This is a genomic window from Rheinheimera oceanensis, from assembly GCF_018831085.1.
Classification (GTDB): Bacteria; Pseudomonadota; Gammaproteobacteria; order Enterobacterales; family Alteromonadaceae; genus Alishewanella; species Alishewanella oceanensis.
Genome location: NZ_JAGPNM010000006.1, coordinates 249547 through 265445, shown reverse-complemented (window position 1 = coordinate 265445; position 15899 = coordinate 249547). Strand labels below are relative to the sequence as shown.

14 protein-coding genes are annotated in these 15899 nt (G+C 49.0%); 4 read left to right on the top strand and 10 right to left on the bottom strand.

From position 1 onward, the window contains the following. Positions 1–18 precede the first annotated feature (18 nt). Complete coding sequence (locus J3B89_RS14840; RefSeq protein ID WP_215398386.1) at positions 19–474, top strand: GNAT family N-acetyltransferase; 456 nt, start codon at positions 19–21, stop codon at positions 472–474. Positions 475–522: 48 nt separating this feature from the next. Here the strand turns inward: J3B89_RS14840 and J3B89_RS14835 are convergent, their stop codons facing one another. Continuing rightward, a complete protein-coding gene (locus J3B89_RS14835) occupies positions 523–2946 on the bottom strand; it encodes a TonB-dependent receptor domain-containing protein (RefSeq protein WP_215398385.1) in 2424 nt (807 codons plus the stop codon). A gap of 302 nt (positions 2947–3248) precedes the next feature. On the opposite strand from J3B89_RS14835, the gene J3B89_RS14830 reads away from it, so the two are divergent. Further along, positions 3249–5372 (top strand): TonB-dependent receptor family protein, encoded by a 2124-nt coding sequence (locus J3B89_RS14830; RefSeq protein WP_215398384.1) that lies wholly within the window; start codon positions 3249–3251, stop codon positions 5370–5372. A 40-nt stretch (positions 5373–5412) separates the two neighbouring features. Here J3B89_RS14830 and J3B89_RS14825 read toward each other — a convergent pair whose 3' ends face one another. After that, positions 5413–6117 (bottom strand): 2OG-Fe(II) oxygenase, encoded by a 705-nt coding sequence (locus tag J3B89_RS14825; RefSeq protein WP_215398383.1) that lies wholly within the window; start codon positions 6115–6117, stop codon positions 5413–5415. A 12-nt stretch (positions 6118–6129) separates the two neighbouring features. On the opposite strand from J3B89_RS14825, the gene J3B89_RS14820 reads away from it, so the two are divergent. Both J3B89_RS14820 and ggt read left to right on the top strand, forming a co-directional pair. Next, the gene (locus tag J3B89_RS14820; protein ID WP_215398382.1) at positions 6130–6525 is read left to right on the top strand and encodes an acyl-CoA thioesterase; all 396 of its coding nucleotides are present in this window, start codon (positions 6130–6132) and stop codon (positions 6523–6525) included. 93 nt (positions 6526–6618) lie between these two features. Then, positions 6619–8343, top strand: coding sequence for a gamma-glutamyltransferase (gene ggt / locus J3B89_RS14815; protein ID WP_215398381.1), 1725 nt, complete (start codon positions 6619–6621; stop codon positions 8341–8343). Positions 8344–8551: 208 nt separating this feature from the next. On the opposite strand, the gene J3B89_RS14810 is transcribed toward ggt, so the two are convergent. The 8 genes from J3B89_RS14810 to J3B89_RS14775 all read right to left on the bottom strand — a co-directional run bounded on the left by J3B89_RS14810 (position 8552) and on the right by J3B89_RS14775 (position 15758). Further along, positions 8552–9103, bottom strand: coding sequence for an acyl-CoA thioesterase (locus J3B89_RS14810; RefSeq protein ID WP_215398380.1), 552 nt, complete (start codon positions 9101–9103; stop codon positions 8552–8554). 61 nt (positions 9104–9164) lie between these two features. Further along, a complete protein-coding gene (locus J3B89_RS14805; protein WP_215398379.1) occupies positions 9165–9521 on the bottom strand; it encodes a DUF2288 domain-containing protein in 357 nt (118 codons plus the stop codon). 9 nt (positions 9522–9530) lie between these two features. Next, positions 9531–10880, bottom strand: coding sequence for a sigma 54-interacting transcriptional regulator (locus tag J3B89_RS14800; protein ID WP_215398378.1), 1350 nt, complete (start codon positions 10878–10880; stop codon positions 9531–9533). Then, positions 10867–11472: a hypothetical protein gene (locus tag J3B89_RS14795; protein ID WP_215398377.1), complete on the bottom strand. Its 606-nt coding sequence runs from the start codon at positions 11470–11472 to the stop codon at positions 10867–10869. The genes J3B89_RS14800 and J3B89_RS14795 overlap by 14 nt, the downstream gene beginning before the upstream one ends. Beyond that, a complete protein-coding gene (locus J3B89_RS14790; protein WP_215398376.1) occupies positions 11469–12887 on the bottom strand; it encodes a sensor histidine kinase in 1419 nt (472 codons plus the stop codon). The genes J3B89_RS14795 and J3B89_RS14790 overlap by 4 nt, the downstream gene beginning before the upstream one ends. 132 nt (positions 12888–13019) lie before the next feature. Beyond that, positions 13020–13220, bottom strand: a complete 201-nt coding sequence (locus tag J3B89_RS14785) for a hypothetical protein (RefSeq protein WP_215398375.1) — start codon at positions 13218–13220, stop codon at positions 13020–13022. 352 nt (positions 13221–13572) lie between these two features. Next, the gene (locus tag J3B89_RS14780) at positions 13573–14799 is read right to left on the bottom strand and encodes an adenosine deaminase family protein (protein ID WP_215398374.1); all 1227 of its coding nucleotides are present in this window, start codon (positions 14797–14799) and stop codon (positions 13573–13575) included. A gap of 227 nt (positions 14800–15026) precedes the next feature. After that, the gene (locus J3B89_RS14775; RefSeq protein ID WP_215398373.1) at positions 15027–15758 is read right to left on the bottom strand and encodes an SDR family oxidoreductase; all 732 of its coding nucleotides are present in this window, start codon (positions 15756–15758) and stop codon (positions 15027–15029) included. Positions 15759–15899: the final 141 nt, after the last annotated feature.

Below are 15899 nucleotides of genomic sequence, written 5' to 3'. Positions count from 1 at the left end.
GTCAGGGAGCGGGAATAAATGCAGTGGCAGGTACTAACCTTCGGTGAATTAGACACATACACGCTATACAGTTTGTTGCAGTTAAGGGTAGATGTGTTTGTGGTAGAGCAAAATTGCCCTTATCCGGAGCTGGATGACAAAGACTTACACACACAAACCCGCCACATTATTTTAAAAAAAGGCGATAAGGTAATAGCCTATTCGAGGGTACTGGCGCCGGGTGTCAGTTTTGATGGCTTTCCGGGTATTGGCCGGGTATGTGTATCGCAAACCGCACGCCGTTTAGGTTTGGGCCAGGTATTGGTTGAGAAAACCCTTAGTGTGGCAGCAGATCTGTGGCCGGATACTGATATTCATATCTCAGCTCAGTGTTACCTGCAGCAGTTTTATCAGGATTTAGGCTTTAAACCGGCCAGCGAGCCTTATTTAGAAGACGATATCCCGCACCTGAAGATGATAAAGCCGGTGCAGTAAAAGCAAAAAAGCCGCAACGAATGCGGCTTTTTTGCTTTTGATGCTGGCTTAGAAGCGCACGTTTACGCTAACCCAGAAATTACGCGCTTTATCTTTGTTGTTGTAGTCGTCAACAAAGCTGGCACTATAACCATTAGCACCGTCGCTATCGTAAATACAACTTGTGGCGCTGTCGCTACACTCGGTGAATACGATGTTGTAGGTAGTAAAATCGCGATCAAACAGGTTGTTGATACGGGCATTAAAGGTTACTGATTCACTTGCCTGATATGATGCGCCTAAGTGGAACACATTGTAGGCTTTATAATGTAACGCTTTATTGTTTTCTACATCCCATGAACGGAAGCGTTTAGTGCGGTACTCTGATGTTAGAAATATATTCAGCGCGTCTGTCGCTTCCCAGCTTAACGTCAAGTTCGCCATATGTTTGGCACTATTACCCAGTGGCTGGCCTTTTTCAGCGCCACTTTTTTGCTTGCTATCGGTATAGGTGTAGTTGGCGCGAAAGGCAACACTGTCAGTTATTGCCCAACGTCCGGCAAGCTCAGCACCCTCAATAGTCACTTTGTCGATATTCACCGTTTTAGTGCTGGTAGCGTAACCTAAATCAGCATACTCACCAGTGCTGCTGCACTCCACATTGGTGCCGGTACCACAAGGCTGAGAAGCAATTTTGTCGTCGAAATCATTCTTAAAAATAGTGGCATTAAAGTTATGACCATTAGGATGCTGCCAGTACACGGCGATTTCTGAAGAGACACTGGTTTCTGCTTTCAGATCCGGGTTACCAAACATTGGTGAAGTACCCTGACCACCAAAACCAACTACGCCGTCATATAACTGGGTGGTTTTTGGCGTTTTAAAGCCGGTACTAACGCCACCTTTAATGGTCCATTGCTCGTTTAACGTATAAACACCATATAGCCGTGGGCTTAGCTGGCTGCCAAATACTTCATGATCATCACGGCGTAAGCCGGCTGTTATAGAAAATGACTGCGTTGCATCCCAGGTATCCTCAGCAAATACCGACCACATATTATGCTTTTGCACTGCGCCGGGGGTGCCGCTTTCCATACCAAATATGCCGTCTTCCAGTTCGCCACGGATCACCTGAGCACCGGTGACTAAAATATGCTGGCCCGCCAGTTCAAACGGCATATCCAGTTTGGCATCCAGCGTGTACTGATTGCTGGCCATTTTACGTTTGTCACGCGGTAAGAAAGTAGCTTCAGCTAAGTCTTTGCGTGCATCCAGACTTAAGCCTGCATATTCACCGGTAGCGTCAAACATCGCCAGCAGTAATTCACGTTCAGCAACAGTAAATGGCAGGGTACGGCCATGGTTTTGGGTATCTACGTAAGATAGCGACACAAAGCTGTTACCAAAATCCCATTTACCTTCATGGGTTAAAGACCAGGTATCACGGGTAAATTCCTGAGTGGGGCTGTAGCCAACGCGTGGGTTAGCGCGACGTGACCAGGTGCCGCCATTGTTGGTGCAGGCATTCTGGTTATTGCCTGCTGCACCTTGGCAGTAGTTTCCTGCTATCCAGATACTATCAATATTATCTACAGTACCAACTGGATATTCTTTTTCACCGTTATCATTGATAACCGGTGAGTTGTCATACTGTTGTTTAGAGCTTTCAATATCAAACCAGATGCTTTGGTTGCTCGTTGGTGTCCAGCTTAAACGGCCACCGAAAACTTCGTTTTCATTGTCAACTGTTTTACCACCGGCACCAAAACCCAGTGAGCGGTTACGTACTTCACCATTAGGGTACTCTACTGGTGCATACTGAGGGTTAGATGCCAACCGGTTATAAAAACTGCCGCGCAGTGACATACCTAACACGCCGGGAATTAATGGGCCCATCACATTAAAATCAGTGGTGATATCATCACCGAAAGCGTCGTCGGCTTGTATAGTGCGGCTATGGCTTATTGAGCCAACCCACTTATCAGTAACTTTTTTGGTAATAATATTGATTACGCCACCCAAAGCATCAGCACCATACAATGTAGAAGCAGGGCCGCGAATTACTTCAATCCGGTCTACCGCATCCAGCGGCGGAATATGACCAAACTGGTTGCCGCCAAAGCTGTTAGGGTAAATATCACCATGGTTATTCTGCCGCTTACCGTCTACCAGAATTAGCGTATAGTCTGAGCCCATACCGCGCATACTGATAGTACCCTGGCCGGTTTTGTCACGGGTTTCGCCGATATCCACACCTTCTAAATCACGCACTGCATCTAACAAAGTGGTATAAGGACGCTTTGACAGCTCTTCCTGTGTTATCACCGAAATACTGGCAGGTGCATCAACCAGTTTTTGCTCAAAACCTGATGCGGTAACCACGATAACTTCCATATTGTAGTCCGGCGCCGCAGCGGCAAGTTCTGCATGGGCAGAAGGTAGGGTAAACACAGCTGCAACAGCGCACGCCAGTGCGGTAGGGCGAAACAACATTTTTAACTCCTTTAACGGTATTATTCGGGCATTGTTGCCAGTTGAAGTGTAAATCTATGTAAATAGTGTGGCGAATGATAATTATTATCATTAGTAAGATCAATCATTATATTCCGCTTTGTGTGTTTAACTGCCCACCGTTATACCTGCGGTTGTTTCATTTACCATTAATTAACTTAAAAATTGATTAAGGAAACAGGCTGCAACGCCTGTAGAACCGTAGATCAAATGAGATTGATTCGTGTTTTTTACTGTGTTCTAATTGCGCCAATTTTCGATTTTTTGTTAAAAACGGAGTTTTCATGCACAAGTTATCCCTCAGCCTGCTCTCGGCAGCAGTGGTATCAACGTTCTCTGTTGCGGCAGAAGACACGCTGAGTACTATTGAGCGCCTTAGCATTATTGGTTCATCCCAGGCGGTAAATGATATTCCCGGCTCAGCCGCTTATATTTCCCAGCAGGAACTCGATGTGTTTAGCTACACCGATATTTCCCGCGTGCTGGGTAGCACACCTGGCGTTTATGTGCAGGAAGAAGATGGTTATGGTTTGCGCCCTAACATAGGTATGCGCGGCACCGGTACCAGCCGTAATGACAAAATAACGGTAATGGAAGACGGCGTGCTGATAGCCCCGGCATCTTATGTGGCGCCAGCGGCTTATTATTTTCCAACTACCGGCCGCCTGGAAGCGGTAGAAATTATTAAAGGTTCGTCTTCGGTCAAATATGGCCCGCGTACTACCGGTGGTGTATTAAACCTGGTGTCACGCAGTATTCCGCAGGCTGAACTGGCCGGGCGTATTGATGCTGCGCTGGGCGAAGATGGCTTTCGCAAGCTACACGGCTTTGTGGGTGGCGAGCGGGAAAACTTAGGCGCGGTAATTGAAGGTTATCATTACGGTGCTGATGGTTTTAAAGATTTACCCAATGGCGCAGATACCGGCTTTGAAAAAACAGACTTGCTGGCCAAGTTTGCCGGCCGTTTTGGTGCCAACAATGCGCATAAACTGCAGTTAAAGCTAAGTTATGCCGATGAAACCTCAGATGAAACCTATGCTGGCTTAACCGACGCAGATTACCGCGCCTCACCTTACCGCCGTTATGCCGCATCGCAAAAAGATGTCATGGACACCGAACACAAAGGTTATCAGTTAAGTTACCAGTATGATCTGGCCAATGGCGCAAAATTCAGCACCACGGTGTATTTAAATGAATTCAGCCGCAACTGGTACAAGGCCAATCAGGTAAGCCCGGCTAATTTAGCGGCTTACTCTGCATTTGAAGCCAACCCGACTGCAGAAGGCATTAATGTCAGCATTCGCGCGAATAACCGCGAATATGAGTCAAAAGGCGTGCAGTCTGAGTTTACCCTGCCGCTGGCTGCGCATCAGCTGACGTTTGGCGGCCGTTTTCACAAAGATTCAGAAAGCCGCTTTCAATGGGATGACACGTACCGTTTACAGCAAGACCTCAGCATGACACTGACCAGCGCAGGCGTGCCGGGCACACAGGACAACCGTGAAGCGTCGGCAGAGGCTCTGGCGTTATATGTGCATGACGAGTGGACTGTGGGCGATTTGGTTTTAAGCGGTGGTTTACGTTACGAAGATATTGATACGAGAAATGAAAACTGGAACCGGGCACCGGATCGCGCCGGGGCTTCAACGGTAAGTAAGGCCAGCGGTTCTATTGTGTTGCCATCACTGGGTGCCACCTACCGGTTAAATGATGCGGTGGTTTTGCTGGCAGGGGTACAAAAGGGTTTTGCACCGGCCGCGCCAGCGAATGCTGAGCAAAAAGAAGAAGAAAGTATCAATGTTGAGATAGGCGCCCGGTTTAACGTTGCTCAAAGCCGCAACGAGGTTATTTTGTTTCAGTCGGGCTACGACAATATGCATGGTAACTGTGCTGCCAGCATTGGGTGCAACCCCGACAATATTGGCGATCAGTATAACTTTGGTGAGGTAAAAGTTACCGGGATTGAACTGAGCAGCCAGCGTGATTTTGCCCTGCAAAACGGTTTTAAAGTACCGCTGAAACTAAGCTACACCTATACCGACAGTGAGTTCCGCTCTGATTTTAACAGCGGGCTCTGGGGTGTGGTTAGCCGTGGCGATAAAATGCCTTATGTGCCACAAAACCAGTTTAGCCTGCAACTGGGGCTGGAGGGTGAATTATTTGCGCTGCACAGCCGCTTAAGCTATGTGTCTGCTGCACACGCCAGCCTTGAGGCTCAGGGCCTGAACGCGATAGACAGCCGCACCGTGGTAGATTTATCAGCAAAATACCAGTTAGCTGAAAAGCAGCAGTTGTACTTTAACGTCGACAACCTGCTGGATAAAACCTACATTGCCAACCGTGGTAATGGCGGTATTCAGCCCGGTAAACCCCGCACTTTATCGGTAGGTTACCGGTTAGATTTCTAACGCTGTTACATTAAAAAAGCCCGTAAGGGCTTTTTTTAACTTAACGTTGCGGCGGGCCGTATATTTGCTCGGCGCTGTTAAACAGGATCCAGCTGGTTAAAATATACTTGTCATTTGATACCGGCACACAGCCGCGATGAGTGTGGGTAAAATAGGCCGGTGCTATTACCATGCGGCCGGTTTTGGGCGAAATGCTTTTATTCTGGTAATAAAACTCGGTTTGGCCGCCTTCGGTTACGTCATTTAAATAAAACATAAACAATAAGGTACGGTGCAGCGGCTCGGTGCTGCCTTGCTGTGGGTACACTTCGCTGTGCCAGTAACCGTAATTGCCTACACCGGCCTGATATTTTTGCGCCTGAATATTACCCAAACGAAACAGTGCGCGCATAAAATCCAGTGTTTTGGGCTCACCCAGTTCGGCAAAGTTGTCATGTGTAATGGCGGTGGGCTGGCCGGTTTGCGGGTGCGCTATGGTTAAGCCCATCGGGCCAATCAGGGCAAAATGGTACTTTTTAAAATAGTCACTGGCATAGCGGGTGGTAGCTTCCCAGATCACTTTTAGTAACGGCTGGTACTCTGCATGCTGGTACAGATATAAATCGGTACTGATTTTTTTACTGGTATCCACACCGCCGCCGGTACGGCCGGCCGTGGTATGCGGGCTTTGGTCAAACACTTTAATCAGCTGTTGGCAAAACTCGCTGCTTAACGCATTATCGTACACCTCTATAAAATCGGTCATCGGGTTACCTTTATGTGGCAAGTCATTATTTCTCCGCGTTTCTCTGACACGGATGCGTTGGGGCATATCAACAATACTGTGTTTGCAGTCTGGTTTGAAGGTGCAAGACAAGATGTTTTCAAAATTTTTACACCAGAGCTTAATGTGCGCCAGTGGCCGCTGATTATTGCCAGCGTGAAGCTGGATTACCATGCCCAAACGCATTATGGCGCTGAGGTGGAAATTCGTACCTATATCAGCCGCGTTGGTGGCAGCTCTTTTGATGTATATCAGGAGGCCTGGCAGCACGGCGTAAAAACGGTGTCGGGTACGGCAGTATTGGTGCAGTTTGATTATGCCGCCAATAAAGCCGTAGTTATTAGTGCATTGCAAAAACAACAGCTTAATCAGCACCTGTATAGTGCGTAAACATCGCAGGTTACGTTTCACTGGTCGTAAAGCTCTGGTATGGTAGGCGCAAGCTGAGTAAGGTCGAGCAATAATCATTTTCCGGAGTCTGCTATGAAAAGCGTGTTTATGGGGCTGGCCATTGGCGCAAGCCTGGTGTTGGCAGCGGCTGCCCAGGGCTATGACCGCATTACCGGTGCAGAGTTTGCCAGCCGTTCTGAAGTGATCGCCCCTAATGTTATGGCGGCGACCAGCCAGCCTTTAGCAACGCAAATTGCACTGGATATTATGCGCCGTGGTGGCAATGCCATTGATGCTGCTATTGCTGCCAATGCGGCATTAGGGCTGATGGAGCCTACCGGCAATGGCATAGGCGGCGATTTATACGCTATTGTCTGGGACGCCAAAACGCAAAAGCTGCATGGCTTAAATGCTTCCGGCCGTTCGCCACTGAGTTTAAGTTATGAAATGCTGGCGCATGAGCTGCAAAAGCTAGGCCGCACCGATTTACCACCACATGGTATGTTGCCGATAAGCGTGCCCGGTGCAGTTGACGGCTGGTTTGAGCTACACCAGAAATTTGGCAGTATGCCCATGGCGGAAATTCTGCAACCTGCTATCGGTTATGCTGAAAACGGTTTTCCGGTAAGCGAACTAATTGCTTATTACTGGGACCGCAGTGTGCCGGTATTAAGCCAGCAGCCTGGCGATTTCAGCGGCACTTTTACCATTAATGGTAAAGCGCCGGCCAAAGGCGAAATGTTTAAAAACCCGGCACTGGCCAATACTTTTAAAGCGCTGGCAAAAGGCGGCCGCGATGCGTTTTATAAAGGTGATATAGCCGTAGAAATTGACCGTTTTATGCGCGCCAACGGCGGCTACTTACGTTATGCCGACTTTGCCAACCACCGCTCAAGCTGGGTAGAACCAGTGGGCGTAGATTACAAAGGCTATACACTGTGGGAACTGCCACCTAATGGCCAGGGTATAGCTGCCCTGCAGATGCTGCAAATTCTGAAAAACTTTGATTTAAAAGCCGCCGGTTTCAATACGCCGGAAAGTTTGCACCTGTTGGTTGAAGCAAAAAAACTGGCCTTTGAAGACAGAGCCAAATTTTATGCCGATGAAGACTTTAACAAAGCACCGGTAGAGGCACTCATTTCAGAAGAGTATGGCCGCGAGCGCGCCAAGCTGATTGGCGACAAAGCCGCCAGGCGGGTGGATGCCGGTAACCCGAATTTGTATGAGGGCGATACCATTTATATGACCACCGCCGACAAAGACGGCAATATGGTGTCGTTAATTCAAAGTAATTACCGCGGCATGGGCTCGGGCGTAGTGGTACCGGGGTTAGGCTTTGTATTTCAGGACCGTGGCCAGCTGTTTTCGATGGACAAAAAACACGCCAATGCGTATCAGCCGGGCAAGCGGCCGTTTAATACCATTATTCCTGCCTTTATCACCAAAGATGACAAACCGCTGGTCAGCTTTGGTGTAATGGGTGGCGCTATGCAGCCACAGGGCCATGTGCAGATTTTAATCAATATGGTGGATTACGGCATGAACCTGCAAGAAGCCGGCGACGCCGCGCGCTGGCAGCATTTGGGCAGCACCGAGCCAACCGATGGCAGCGACATGTACCTGCAAAACGGCGGCTATATTGAAGTAGAGCGCGGCATACCTTACGAAACTGCGCGCGAGCTGATGAAAAAAGGCCATGATGTACGCTACGGCTTGGGTGGCTACGGCGGTTACCAGGCCATTATGCGTGACCACGCCAACGGTGTTTGGGTGGGGGCATCTGAATCGCGCAAAGACGGTCAGGCGGCGGGGTACTGAACATTTCGCATTAGTGAGAACCGGATTGCTCTAAACTGACCGTTGAAGGCATGGATGCTGACAAATTCGCCAGGAGCGAATTTGAACAGCTGTGCTGGTCCGCAGGATAAACTTCAAGGATGAAGTTTATAGTCGAGCCTACATGGATGTATTCACGGCGCGTCAGCGTGGGCAATCCGGTTCGATACCATTCATTAAGGTTGTAGTTTTACGCCAGTTGCACCTGCACCTGATAATTGGCGCTAATTTGCTCGATGGCCTGCTGCATATCACCGTCAAAATCAGCGCACAGCTCGGCGTAGCTGTGCCGCAGTTTCAGGCGTTGAGTGGTTTTAACAAAGCGCAGCACTTCTTCTTTACTGGTTAAAATCAGCCGGGGTACCCGTACATTATTGCCCTGCTCATCTTTGGCAATCATGGTAAAGTAGGACGAATTACAGTGCTTTACTTTACCACTCTGAATATTCTGCGCTTCCACGCGAATACCCACCACCATCGAACTGTTACCAACAAAAATAACCGATGCTTTTAACGTGACCAGCTCGCCTACTTCAATCGGGTTAAGAAAATCGACTCTGTCTACTGAGGCTGTCACGCAATAACGGCCGCTGAATTTAGAACCACTGGCAAAGGCGATTTGGTCCATTAGTGATAACAGATAGCCACCGTGAATCTTACCGCTGAAATTAGAGTGTGACGGCAGCATCAGCTGCGACAGCGTTACGCGTGAACTGCTGCTTTTTTTATAGAGATCAGTCATAACGGTCCTGTATGTTAGTTAAGCTGCACCAAGTTTAGCAAAGCTTAATGTGCAGCAAAGCTTAGTTCAGCTCTTGCTGCAGTGGTTTATGTTGTACCAGGATCCACGGCGAAATGACCACCGCCCACAGCTCAGTTTGGTTATCAAACCACTGCTGTGCCTGCTGCTCGCTGGTGCGCCCTACAGTGCCATTTGCCAGTAAATCAGCAACGGTGGCTTTATCGTCCAGGCTAAAAGCAAAGGCTACCTCGATTAAATCCAGCTCAGACGCCACCGTAATAACGGCACCGGCAGCATAAAACTTTTGCAGCTCCAGCCAGTTAATCCGGGCCGTTTCACTGATAATTTTCGCTTTAATCAGCTCGGGGCTTTCTGCTTCTTCAGCCAGATAAGCATCGGGTGGGGTTATTGCTGTCATACCTGCTCGCTATTCAGTTTCATCGCTTTGCTCAGTGATCTTGGCGGCGCTGAGTTCATGTTTTTTCAGTAACTTATAAAAGTCGGTGCGGTTACGCCCGGCCAGCTCTGCGGCGCGGGTAACATTGCCTTCTGTCATCTGCAATACACGGATAAGGTACTGGCGCTCAAACTGGTCACGCGCTTCGGTTAATGTCGGCCAGTAGCTGCTGTCATGCGACAGCGCCTGTTCTACCTGAGCCGCACCAATAACCGGGCTGTGCGTTAGTGCCACGCATTGTTCCACTACGTTTACCAGCTGGCGCACATTACCGGGCCATTTGGCTGTTGCCAGCAGTTGCATAGCATCATCAGAAAAACGGGTAACATCTACCTGGTGGCGTTCGACACTTTGCTGCAGCACATGGCGAGCCAGTAGCGGAATATCCTCCGGCCGCTGCTCCAGGCTGGGCAGTTGCAGGTTAACCACATTTAAGCGGTAGTATAAGTCTTCACGGAAGCTGCCATCGCCCATAGCCTGCTGTAAATCACGGTGTGTTGCTGACAGCACCCGTACATTGATTGGTACGGTTTTACTGCTGCCTACCGGGCGTATTTGCCGCTCTTGCAGTGCGCGCAGCAGCTTTACCTGCAACGCCACCGGCATATCGCCTATTTCATCTAAAAACAGTGTGCCACCATCGGCTTCACGAAACAGGCCACCATGTTCAGTAACAGCACCGGTGAACGCGCCTTTGGTGTGGCCAAATAATTCTGACTCCAGCAGGTGCTCTGGCAGGGCGCCACAGTTAATGGCAACAAAGGGTTTAGCAGCGCGCGGGCTGGCTTTATGAATGGCTTTTGCCAGCAGTTCTTTACCGGTCCCGCTGGCGCCGGTGATTAACACGCTGACGTCGCGCTGAGCTACGCGGTAGCTTTGTTCCAGCAGCTCCTCCATTACCCGGGAGCGGGTAATAATTTCTGCACGCCATTCTGCTTGCTCCGGCACGGACTGATGCACCGCATTTTGCAGAATATCGCGCAGCTCATTGGTGTTAAGCGGTTTGGTTAAAAAGCCAAATACCCCACGCTGGGTGGCGGCTACCGCCTCGGGGATTGAACCATGTGCCGTCATCAATACCACTGGCAGGCCGGGGTAGCGTTTGGCAATTTCATCAAACAGGCTCATGCCGTCCAGCCCCGGCATACGTAAGTCGCTTAGTACCACATCAACACTGTTTTTCATCAGCAGTGGCAAAGCAGCTTCTGCTGAATCAGCACTGATCACCTGATAACCTTCACCTTCAAGGCGCAGAGTCAGCAGGCGCAGTAAGCTGGGATCATCGTCTACAAGCAGTAACTTAGGCTTAGGGCTGGCCATTGTTGTCCTCTTTAACCGGCGCGGGCTGGTTTAACTGCGCTTCTATCTGGGTTAATGCATCAATTTTTTTCTGCAGTTCTTTGTTGGTTTTTTGCAGTCGCTCAATATTATCGTGCTGTTGTGCATTAAGCCGGGTTAAGGCGCTTACTGCCGATTCGGCTTCAAGCAATTTTTGGTTAAACACCAGATCCCAGCTTAGCAGTGCAGCCAAAGGTGCCGGTAAAGCGGCCAGCTGATCAGCTGACTGCATTTGCACCCGTAAGCGGGTAAGGTAGGGTGTATCCGGGTGCAACTGTAAAATGGTGCGCTTTAATAGCCAGACATCATCCTGGGCCGTTTCGCTGTTAAGTAAATCGCGCTCTTCATTAATGCGGTTTAGCATGGCCGCACGGTAATTGACCCAGGCCTGCAATGTTGCGGCATCACCGGCAATGGCTAAAGGGGTTTTTACCGGCTCAGGTTCAGGTAGTATTACCGGTTCGGGTTCAGCCTCCAGCAAGGGCTCGGCTATTGGTTCAGGCGCTACCGGTTGTGGTGCAAGCTGGCAGCCGCTAAGTGCCAGTATGGCCACAAAAATTAACCCAGTTTTCATCCCAGTTTTTCCTCTAATAACGGTAGCCGTACCCTAATACAGACATCGGCATAAATAACATCAACAATATCAGCATGGCCGCCCAGCAGGCGGGCACAGTCGGCAACAATCGACAGCCCCAGGCCAGAGCCCTGCACCGAGTCAAAGCGTGGTGTGGTACCGCGCTGAAATGGCTCAAACAGTTTTTCCCGTAATGATGTCGGAATAGGATTGCCGTTATTTGCGACATCTAAAATCAGCTGATGTTCCTGCTGATACAATTTTACCCACACCGGGCTGTCCTGGCTGCCGTACGCCTGGGCATTGTTGATCAGGTTGTCGAGTATACGCCGGAACAGCGTAATATCAGTATAAATTGCGCTTAGCTGACAGCTAAGCTCAATAGCCTGGCCGCGTTGTTGCAACGATAAGGCATGGTCGTTAAAGCAGTCGGTAAATAATTGCTGGGGTGAATGCCAGTCGGGCTCGGGTTTGGCTTGTTGTAATAAGCGGTTGTAGTCAAGCAACTGCTCGGTTAGCTGGCTTAGCCGGTCAGCACTGCCATTTAGCAGGCCAACGACTTCCAGTTGTTGTTTATTTAGCGGGCCAACTAACTGCTCACTGAGCAAGGCGCAGCCTTCGCGGATGCTGGACAGCGGCGTTTTTAACTCATGCGAGGCGTGACGCAGTAAAATCAGCCTTAGCGCTTCCAGTTGTTGTAAGCGTGAACTAAGCCAGCGCAGCTGTTCGCCCAGCTCTGTCAGCTCACGCGGGCCGGTAAGTTTTTCATCAGGGAATTGATGCTGCTGGCCAATAGCACGGATCATTTTGTCCAGTTTGCGTACCGGTGCGGTAATACGGCCTGATGCCCACAGTACTAACAACAGGGTTAACAATACCAGTGCTACTGTTTGCCAGGCCAGTTGCTGCTGGCTTTCTACTACAAAGCGTTGTTGTTGCTGCAGGTTTTGCTCCAGCAGCAGCCAGATTTGCTGTGTCAGCTGTTGCTGTTGCTGGCGAAATTGCTGCATCAGCGGTTCAAGTTCTGTGCTACTTAGCTCAGTAAAGTTATCCAGCAGTATGCCAAGCTGCAGTTGTTGTTGCTGGCACAGTTGCGACTGGCCTATGTTGTCACACACCTGGCGCAGCAATTGTTGATAGCTGTTCAGGTGGGTGCGTGCCACCCGGGCCAGTGCATCGGTTTTTACTACGGCATGCTGGCGTACTGCGCGCTCTATATCCACCACCAGGTTTTGCATATTTTCTGCCCGGCGTACGCTTGCTACCGAGGTTTCAGCTTCAGCTACGGCATTCTGGCTAACACCGCTTAGTGCTTTGTGGCTCTGCCATAGCAATACGGCCACGGGGATCAGGGCCAGAAAAAAGCTCAGCAGTACCAACTGGCGTAAAGATGCGGTCTGAATAGAAAAACGCATAATAGTTTGTCTTAATTACAGGGCTGCTAAGCATACCTTATTTTAGCGGCAAAAAAAAAAGGCCAGTGGGGTTCTGGCCTTACAAAAATTCAGCAAGTGCTGAACTCATGGGATCGTGACGCAAAGAGGCAGTTAAGCGGCCTTTGCCATATAAACCGGTTGATACTGAGTAGCCGGAACCTGAGATGCTGCAACTGCAGGGGTTGCTACAACCTGAGCCTGTTCCCAAGCCAGTACGCTATCATTATTTAAATTAACACGGCGTAACATGGTTACTGCTACAGCTACGTTAGCCAGTAAGAACAGCACTGTACCAAGTAAGAATAAGTCCATAACAACCTCCGTTAAGTGCAGCGTTTACTTCGATTTGGCTGCGTTAAGACGGTTTGAAGGAGAATGTTGCAAAGGCACCTGAGCAATTTGGGCTCTGAGACTTGCGCTTGCGACATTCTCCTGAATCGTCGCTTGCCATAGCTAATACAAGGCTTGTGCCAACTTTGAAATTTATTTTATTTTACATGTAAATCAATGGTTTATTTGTTTTGCGGATGAGTGGCTAATAAGGTGGCCGAATTAACTGTCGCTGTTTAGCAACAGTTAATTCGGGTTGATTGTAAAAGTGTTATTTTTCAAATGATTAGCGTGTATGCTTTTTGCGACATGGTTCTTATGTAATTGATTTTAATCAAATAAAGCCGTAGCGTTTTGCTACGTGGTCAAAATACTCCAGGCATTGCTTGGCATATTCGCGTTTTTCCACGTAAGTGCCGGGGAAAAAGCTTTTTTTAAAGCCGTAAGCCACGATGTCTTTCAGCCGTTTTAGCGGGATATCAAAATTATCCAGCGCCAGCTGGTACTCTTTGCTAACGCTGGTGTTAGACACTAAACGGTTGTCTGTGCAAATCACGGTGGCAATGCGGTTTTCCAGCATATCTTTAAATTTATGCTGCTTTATATCGCTGATAGCCGGGTTGGTTTGCAGGTTGCTGGTTAAGCAGACTTCTATCGCGATACGCTTATCAGCAATATAAGACGCCAGGTTACGGATATAGGCGGTTTTATCAATGATATCGGTGTCGCTAATCATCTGCGGAATAAACATAGAGTAACCATGGCCAATGCGGTCAGCATAGCATTCGGTTATTGCTTCAAATACGCTTTCTGCGCCATAAGCTTCACCGGCATGCAGTGTTTTCAGCAAAAAGTGCTGATGGGCATATTCGTAAACTTCTTTAAATTTACCGGCCGGATAACCGGATTCCTGGCCGGCCAGATCCAGCCCGACAATAGGCATATTTTCTTCGTCGCGTAACCGCACGCTGGCGCGCACCAGCTCCATTGCTGCTAACTTAATCACATCAATAGGGGCAAAATCGCGCATCAGCTGAAACAGGTTGGTGTAGTAAGGCGAAAAACCCTTATCGCCAAACATCCGCATGGCACAGTTAATAATACCGTAGGCAAAGGGTGGTTTTTGGCCGCTAAGCACAATTTCGCTGCGGTTATACTCCTGCATGGCCCGCTTTAAGCCATTATTAACCGCATGCATTACGCGGTCAAAATCGATACCGTTGGGCAGGTCAATTAACAACTGCGGTGCAAAGCGCACTTCAATATAGTTTACGCCTTCAAGCTGGTTGTCTATCGCCAGCTCATAAGCTGCGCGCTCTAAGTTTTCCATATCGCGCAGCACTGCACAGGTATACTGAAAACAGTGCAGATACTCGCCCAGGTTATTGTACTTTTCTTTAAATACCAGTTGCTTTAAGCCTTCTACCGTATCAGCTGGTAGTTTAGTGCCGGTACGTTTGGCCATTTCAATCAGGCTATCAAGCCGCAGGCTGCCATCCAGATGCAGGTGTAAATCAGACTTGGGCATCTCTTTAATAAACTCGGCAGAATAACGTGGCATATCGGCTCCTCAACAAACACTTACTACGGCATACAATTGCTGCTAAGTGTATCGCAAATTCTGCTATTTTCGTTGGTGACAAGCTTAGTTAGTTGCATATTTATTAATATTGGCAAACGCCGGCAGAATACTTTGGGCGTAACTAACGTGCGGGTATGGTAGGTTCCTGCAGCGCACGGGCCTGCCAGCTTAAACCGCTGGCAGGCTGCTACTTAACTGGCCTGGCCTTAGTAGCTGGCTTGTGTAGGTTGTACTATCAGCTCATCCACATTTACATCGTCTGGCTGCGCAATGGCATAAGCAATGGCGTTGGCTATGGCTTCGGGTTTTAACGCCACTTTACGGAAATCTTCCAACCAGGCTTTTGCTGCAGTATCTGTGGTGGTGTGGGCCAGTTCGCTTTCTACTACGCCCGGCGAAACGGTGGTAACCCGTACTTTTTTCGTTTCCATACGCAGGCCGTTTGAAATGGCGCGCACGGCGAACTTAGTGGCGCAATACACCGCAGCGGTAGGAAATACACTATGGGCAGCGATAGAGGCTACATTAATAATATGGCCGCCGCGCTGTTCCATTGCGGTTAAAACTGCTTCTATGCCATTTAGTACACCTTTAATGTTAACGTCGATCATCTGGTTCCACTCGTCTGCTTTCAGTGCCGCCATAGGTGACAGCGGCATTAAACCGGCGTTATTTACCAGTACATCAATCGGGCCAAATTCTTCCGTAGCTGCAGCAACCACGGCTTTGAAATTGTCACGCGATGTTACATCCAGCGCATAGGCTTTAGCCATGCCGCCATCTTGCTTAATTGTCTGAGCAAGTGCTTCCAGACGGTCAGTGCGGCGGGCAGCAATAATAACGGTATGCCCGGCTTTTGCTAACACTTTGGCGGTGGTTTCGCCAATACCACTGCTGGCGCCGGTGATCAGAATAACTTTGGCTTTATTCGTTGTCATAACAAAACTCCTGTGTCGGTAAACAGAAAATACTGCTGAGTAAATACGGGTTGCCCCGATGCCTGTTATGCTAACGGCAAGAAGTGCTGTTATGGATACCCAAAGATACGATATCATTGCCTGATTATCCAACTGATATCG

Excerpts from the sequence above, each read along its gene's own strand:
- J3B89_RS14820 (WP_215398382.1), top strand. The coding sequence starts at position 6,130 with ATGTGGCAAGTCATTATTTCTCCGCGTTTCTCTGACACGGATGCGTTG.
- J3B89_RS14800 (WP_215398378.1), bottom strand. The coding sequence starts at position 10,880 with ATGGCCAGCCCTAAGCCTAAGTTACTGCTTGTAGACGATGATCCCAGC.
- J3B89_RS14825 (WP_215398383.1), bottom strand. The coding sequence starts at position 6,117 with ATGACCGATTTTATAGAGGTGTACGATAATGCGTTAAGCAGCGAGTTT.
- J3B89_RS14805 (WP_215398379.1), bottom strand. The coding sequence starts at position 9,521 with ATGACAGCAATAACCCCACCCGATGCTTATCTGGCTGAAGAAGCAGAA.
- J3B89_RS14785 (WP_215398375.1), bottom strand. The coding sequence starts at position 13,220 with ATGGACTTATTCTTACTTGGTACAGTGCTGTTCTTACTGGCTAACGTA.
- J3B89_RS14835 (WP_215398385.1), bottom strand. The coding sequence starts at position 2,946 with ATGTTGTTTCGCCCTACCGCACTGGCGTGCGCTGTTGCAGCTGTGTTT.
- ggt (WP_215398381.1), top strand. The coding sequence starts at position 6,619 with ATGAAAAGCGTGTTTATGGGGCTGGCCATTGGCGCAAGCCTGGTGTTG.
- J3B89_RS14810 (WP_215398380.1), bottom strand. The coding sequence starts at position 9,103 with ATGACTGATCTCTATAAAAAAAGCAGCAGTTCACGCGTAACGCTGTCG.
- J3B89_RS14780 (WP_215398374.1), bottom strand. The coding sequence starts at position 14,799 with ATGCCACGTTATTCTGCCGAGTTTATTAAAGAGATGCCCAAGTCTGAT.
- J3B89_RS14790 (WP_215398376.1), bottom strand. The coding sequence starts at position 12,887 with ATGCGTTTTTCTATTCAGACCGCATCTTTACGCCAGTTGGTACTGCTG.
- J3B89_RS14775 (WP_215398373.1), bottom strand. The coding sequence starts at position 15,758 with ATGACAACGAATAAAGCCAAAGTTATTCTGATCACCGGCGCCAGCAGT.
- J3B89_RS14830 (WP_215398384.1), top strand. The coding sequence starts at position 3,249 with ATGCACAAGTTATCCCTCAGCCTGCTCTCGGCAGCAGTGGTATCAACG.
- J3B89_RS14795 (WP_215398377.1), bottom strand. The coding sequence starts at position 11,472 with ATGAAAACTGGGTTAATTTTTGTGGCCATACTGGCACTTAGCGGCTGC.
- J3B89_RS14840 (WP_215398386.1), top strand. The coding sequence starts at position 19 with ATGCAGTGGCAGGTACTAACCTTCGGTGAATTAGACACATACACGCTA.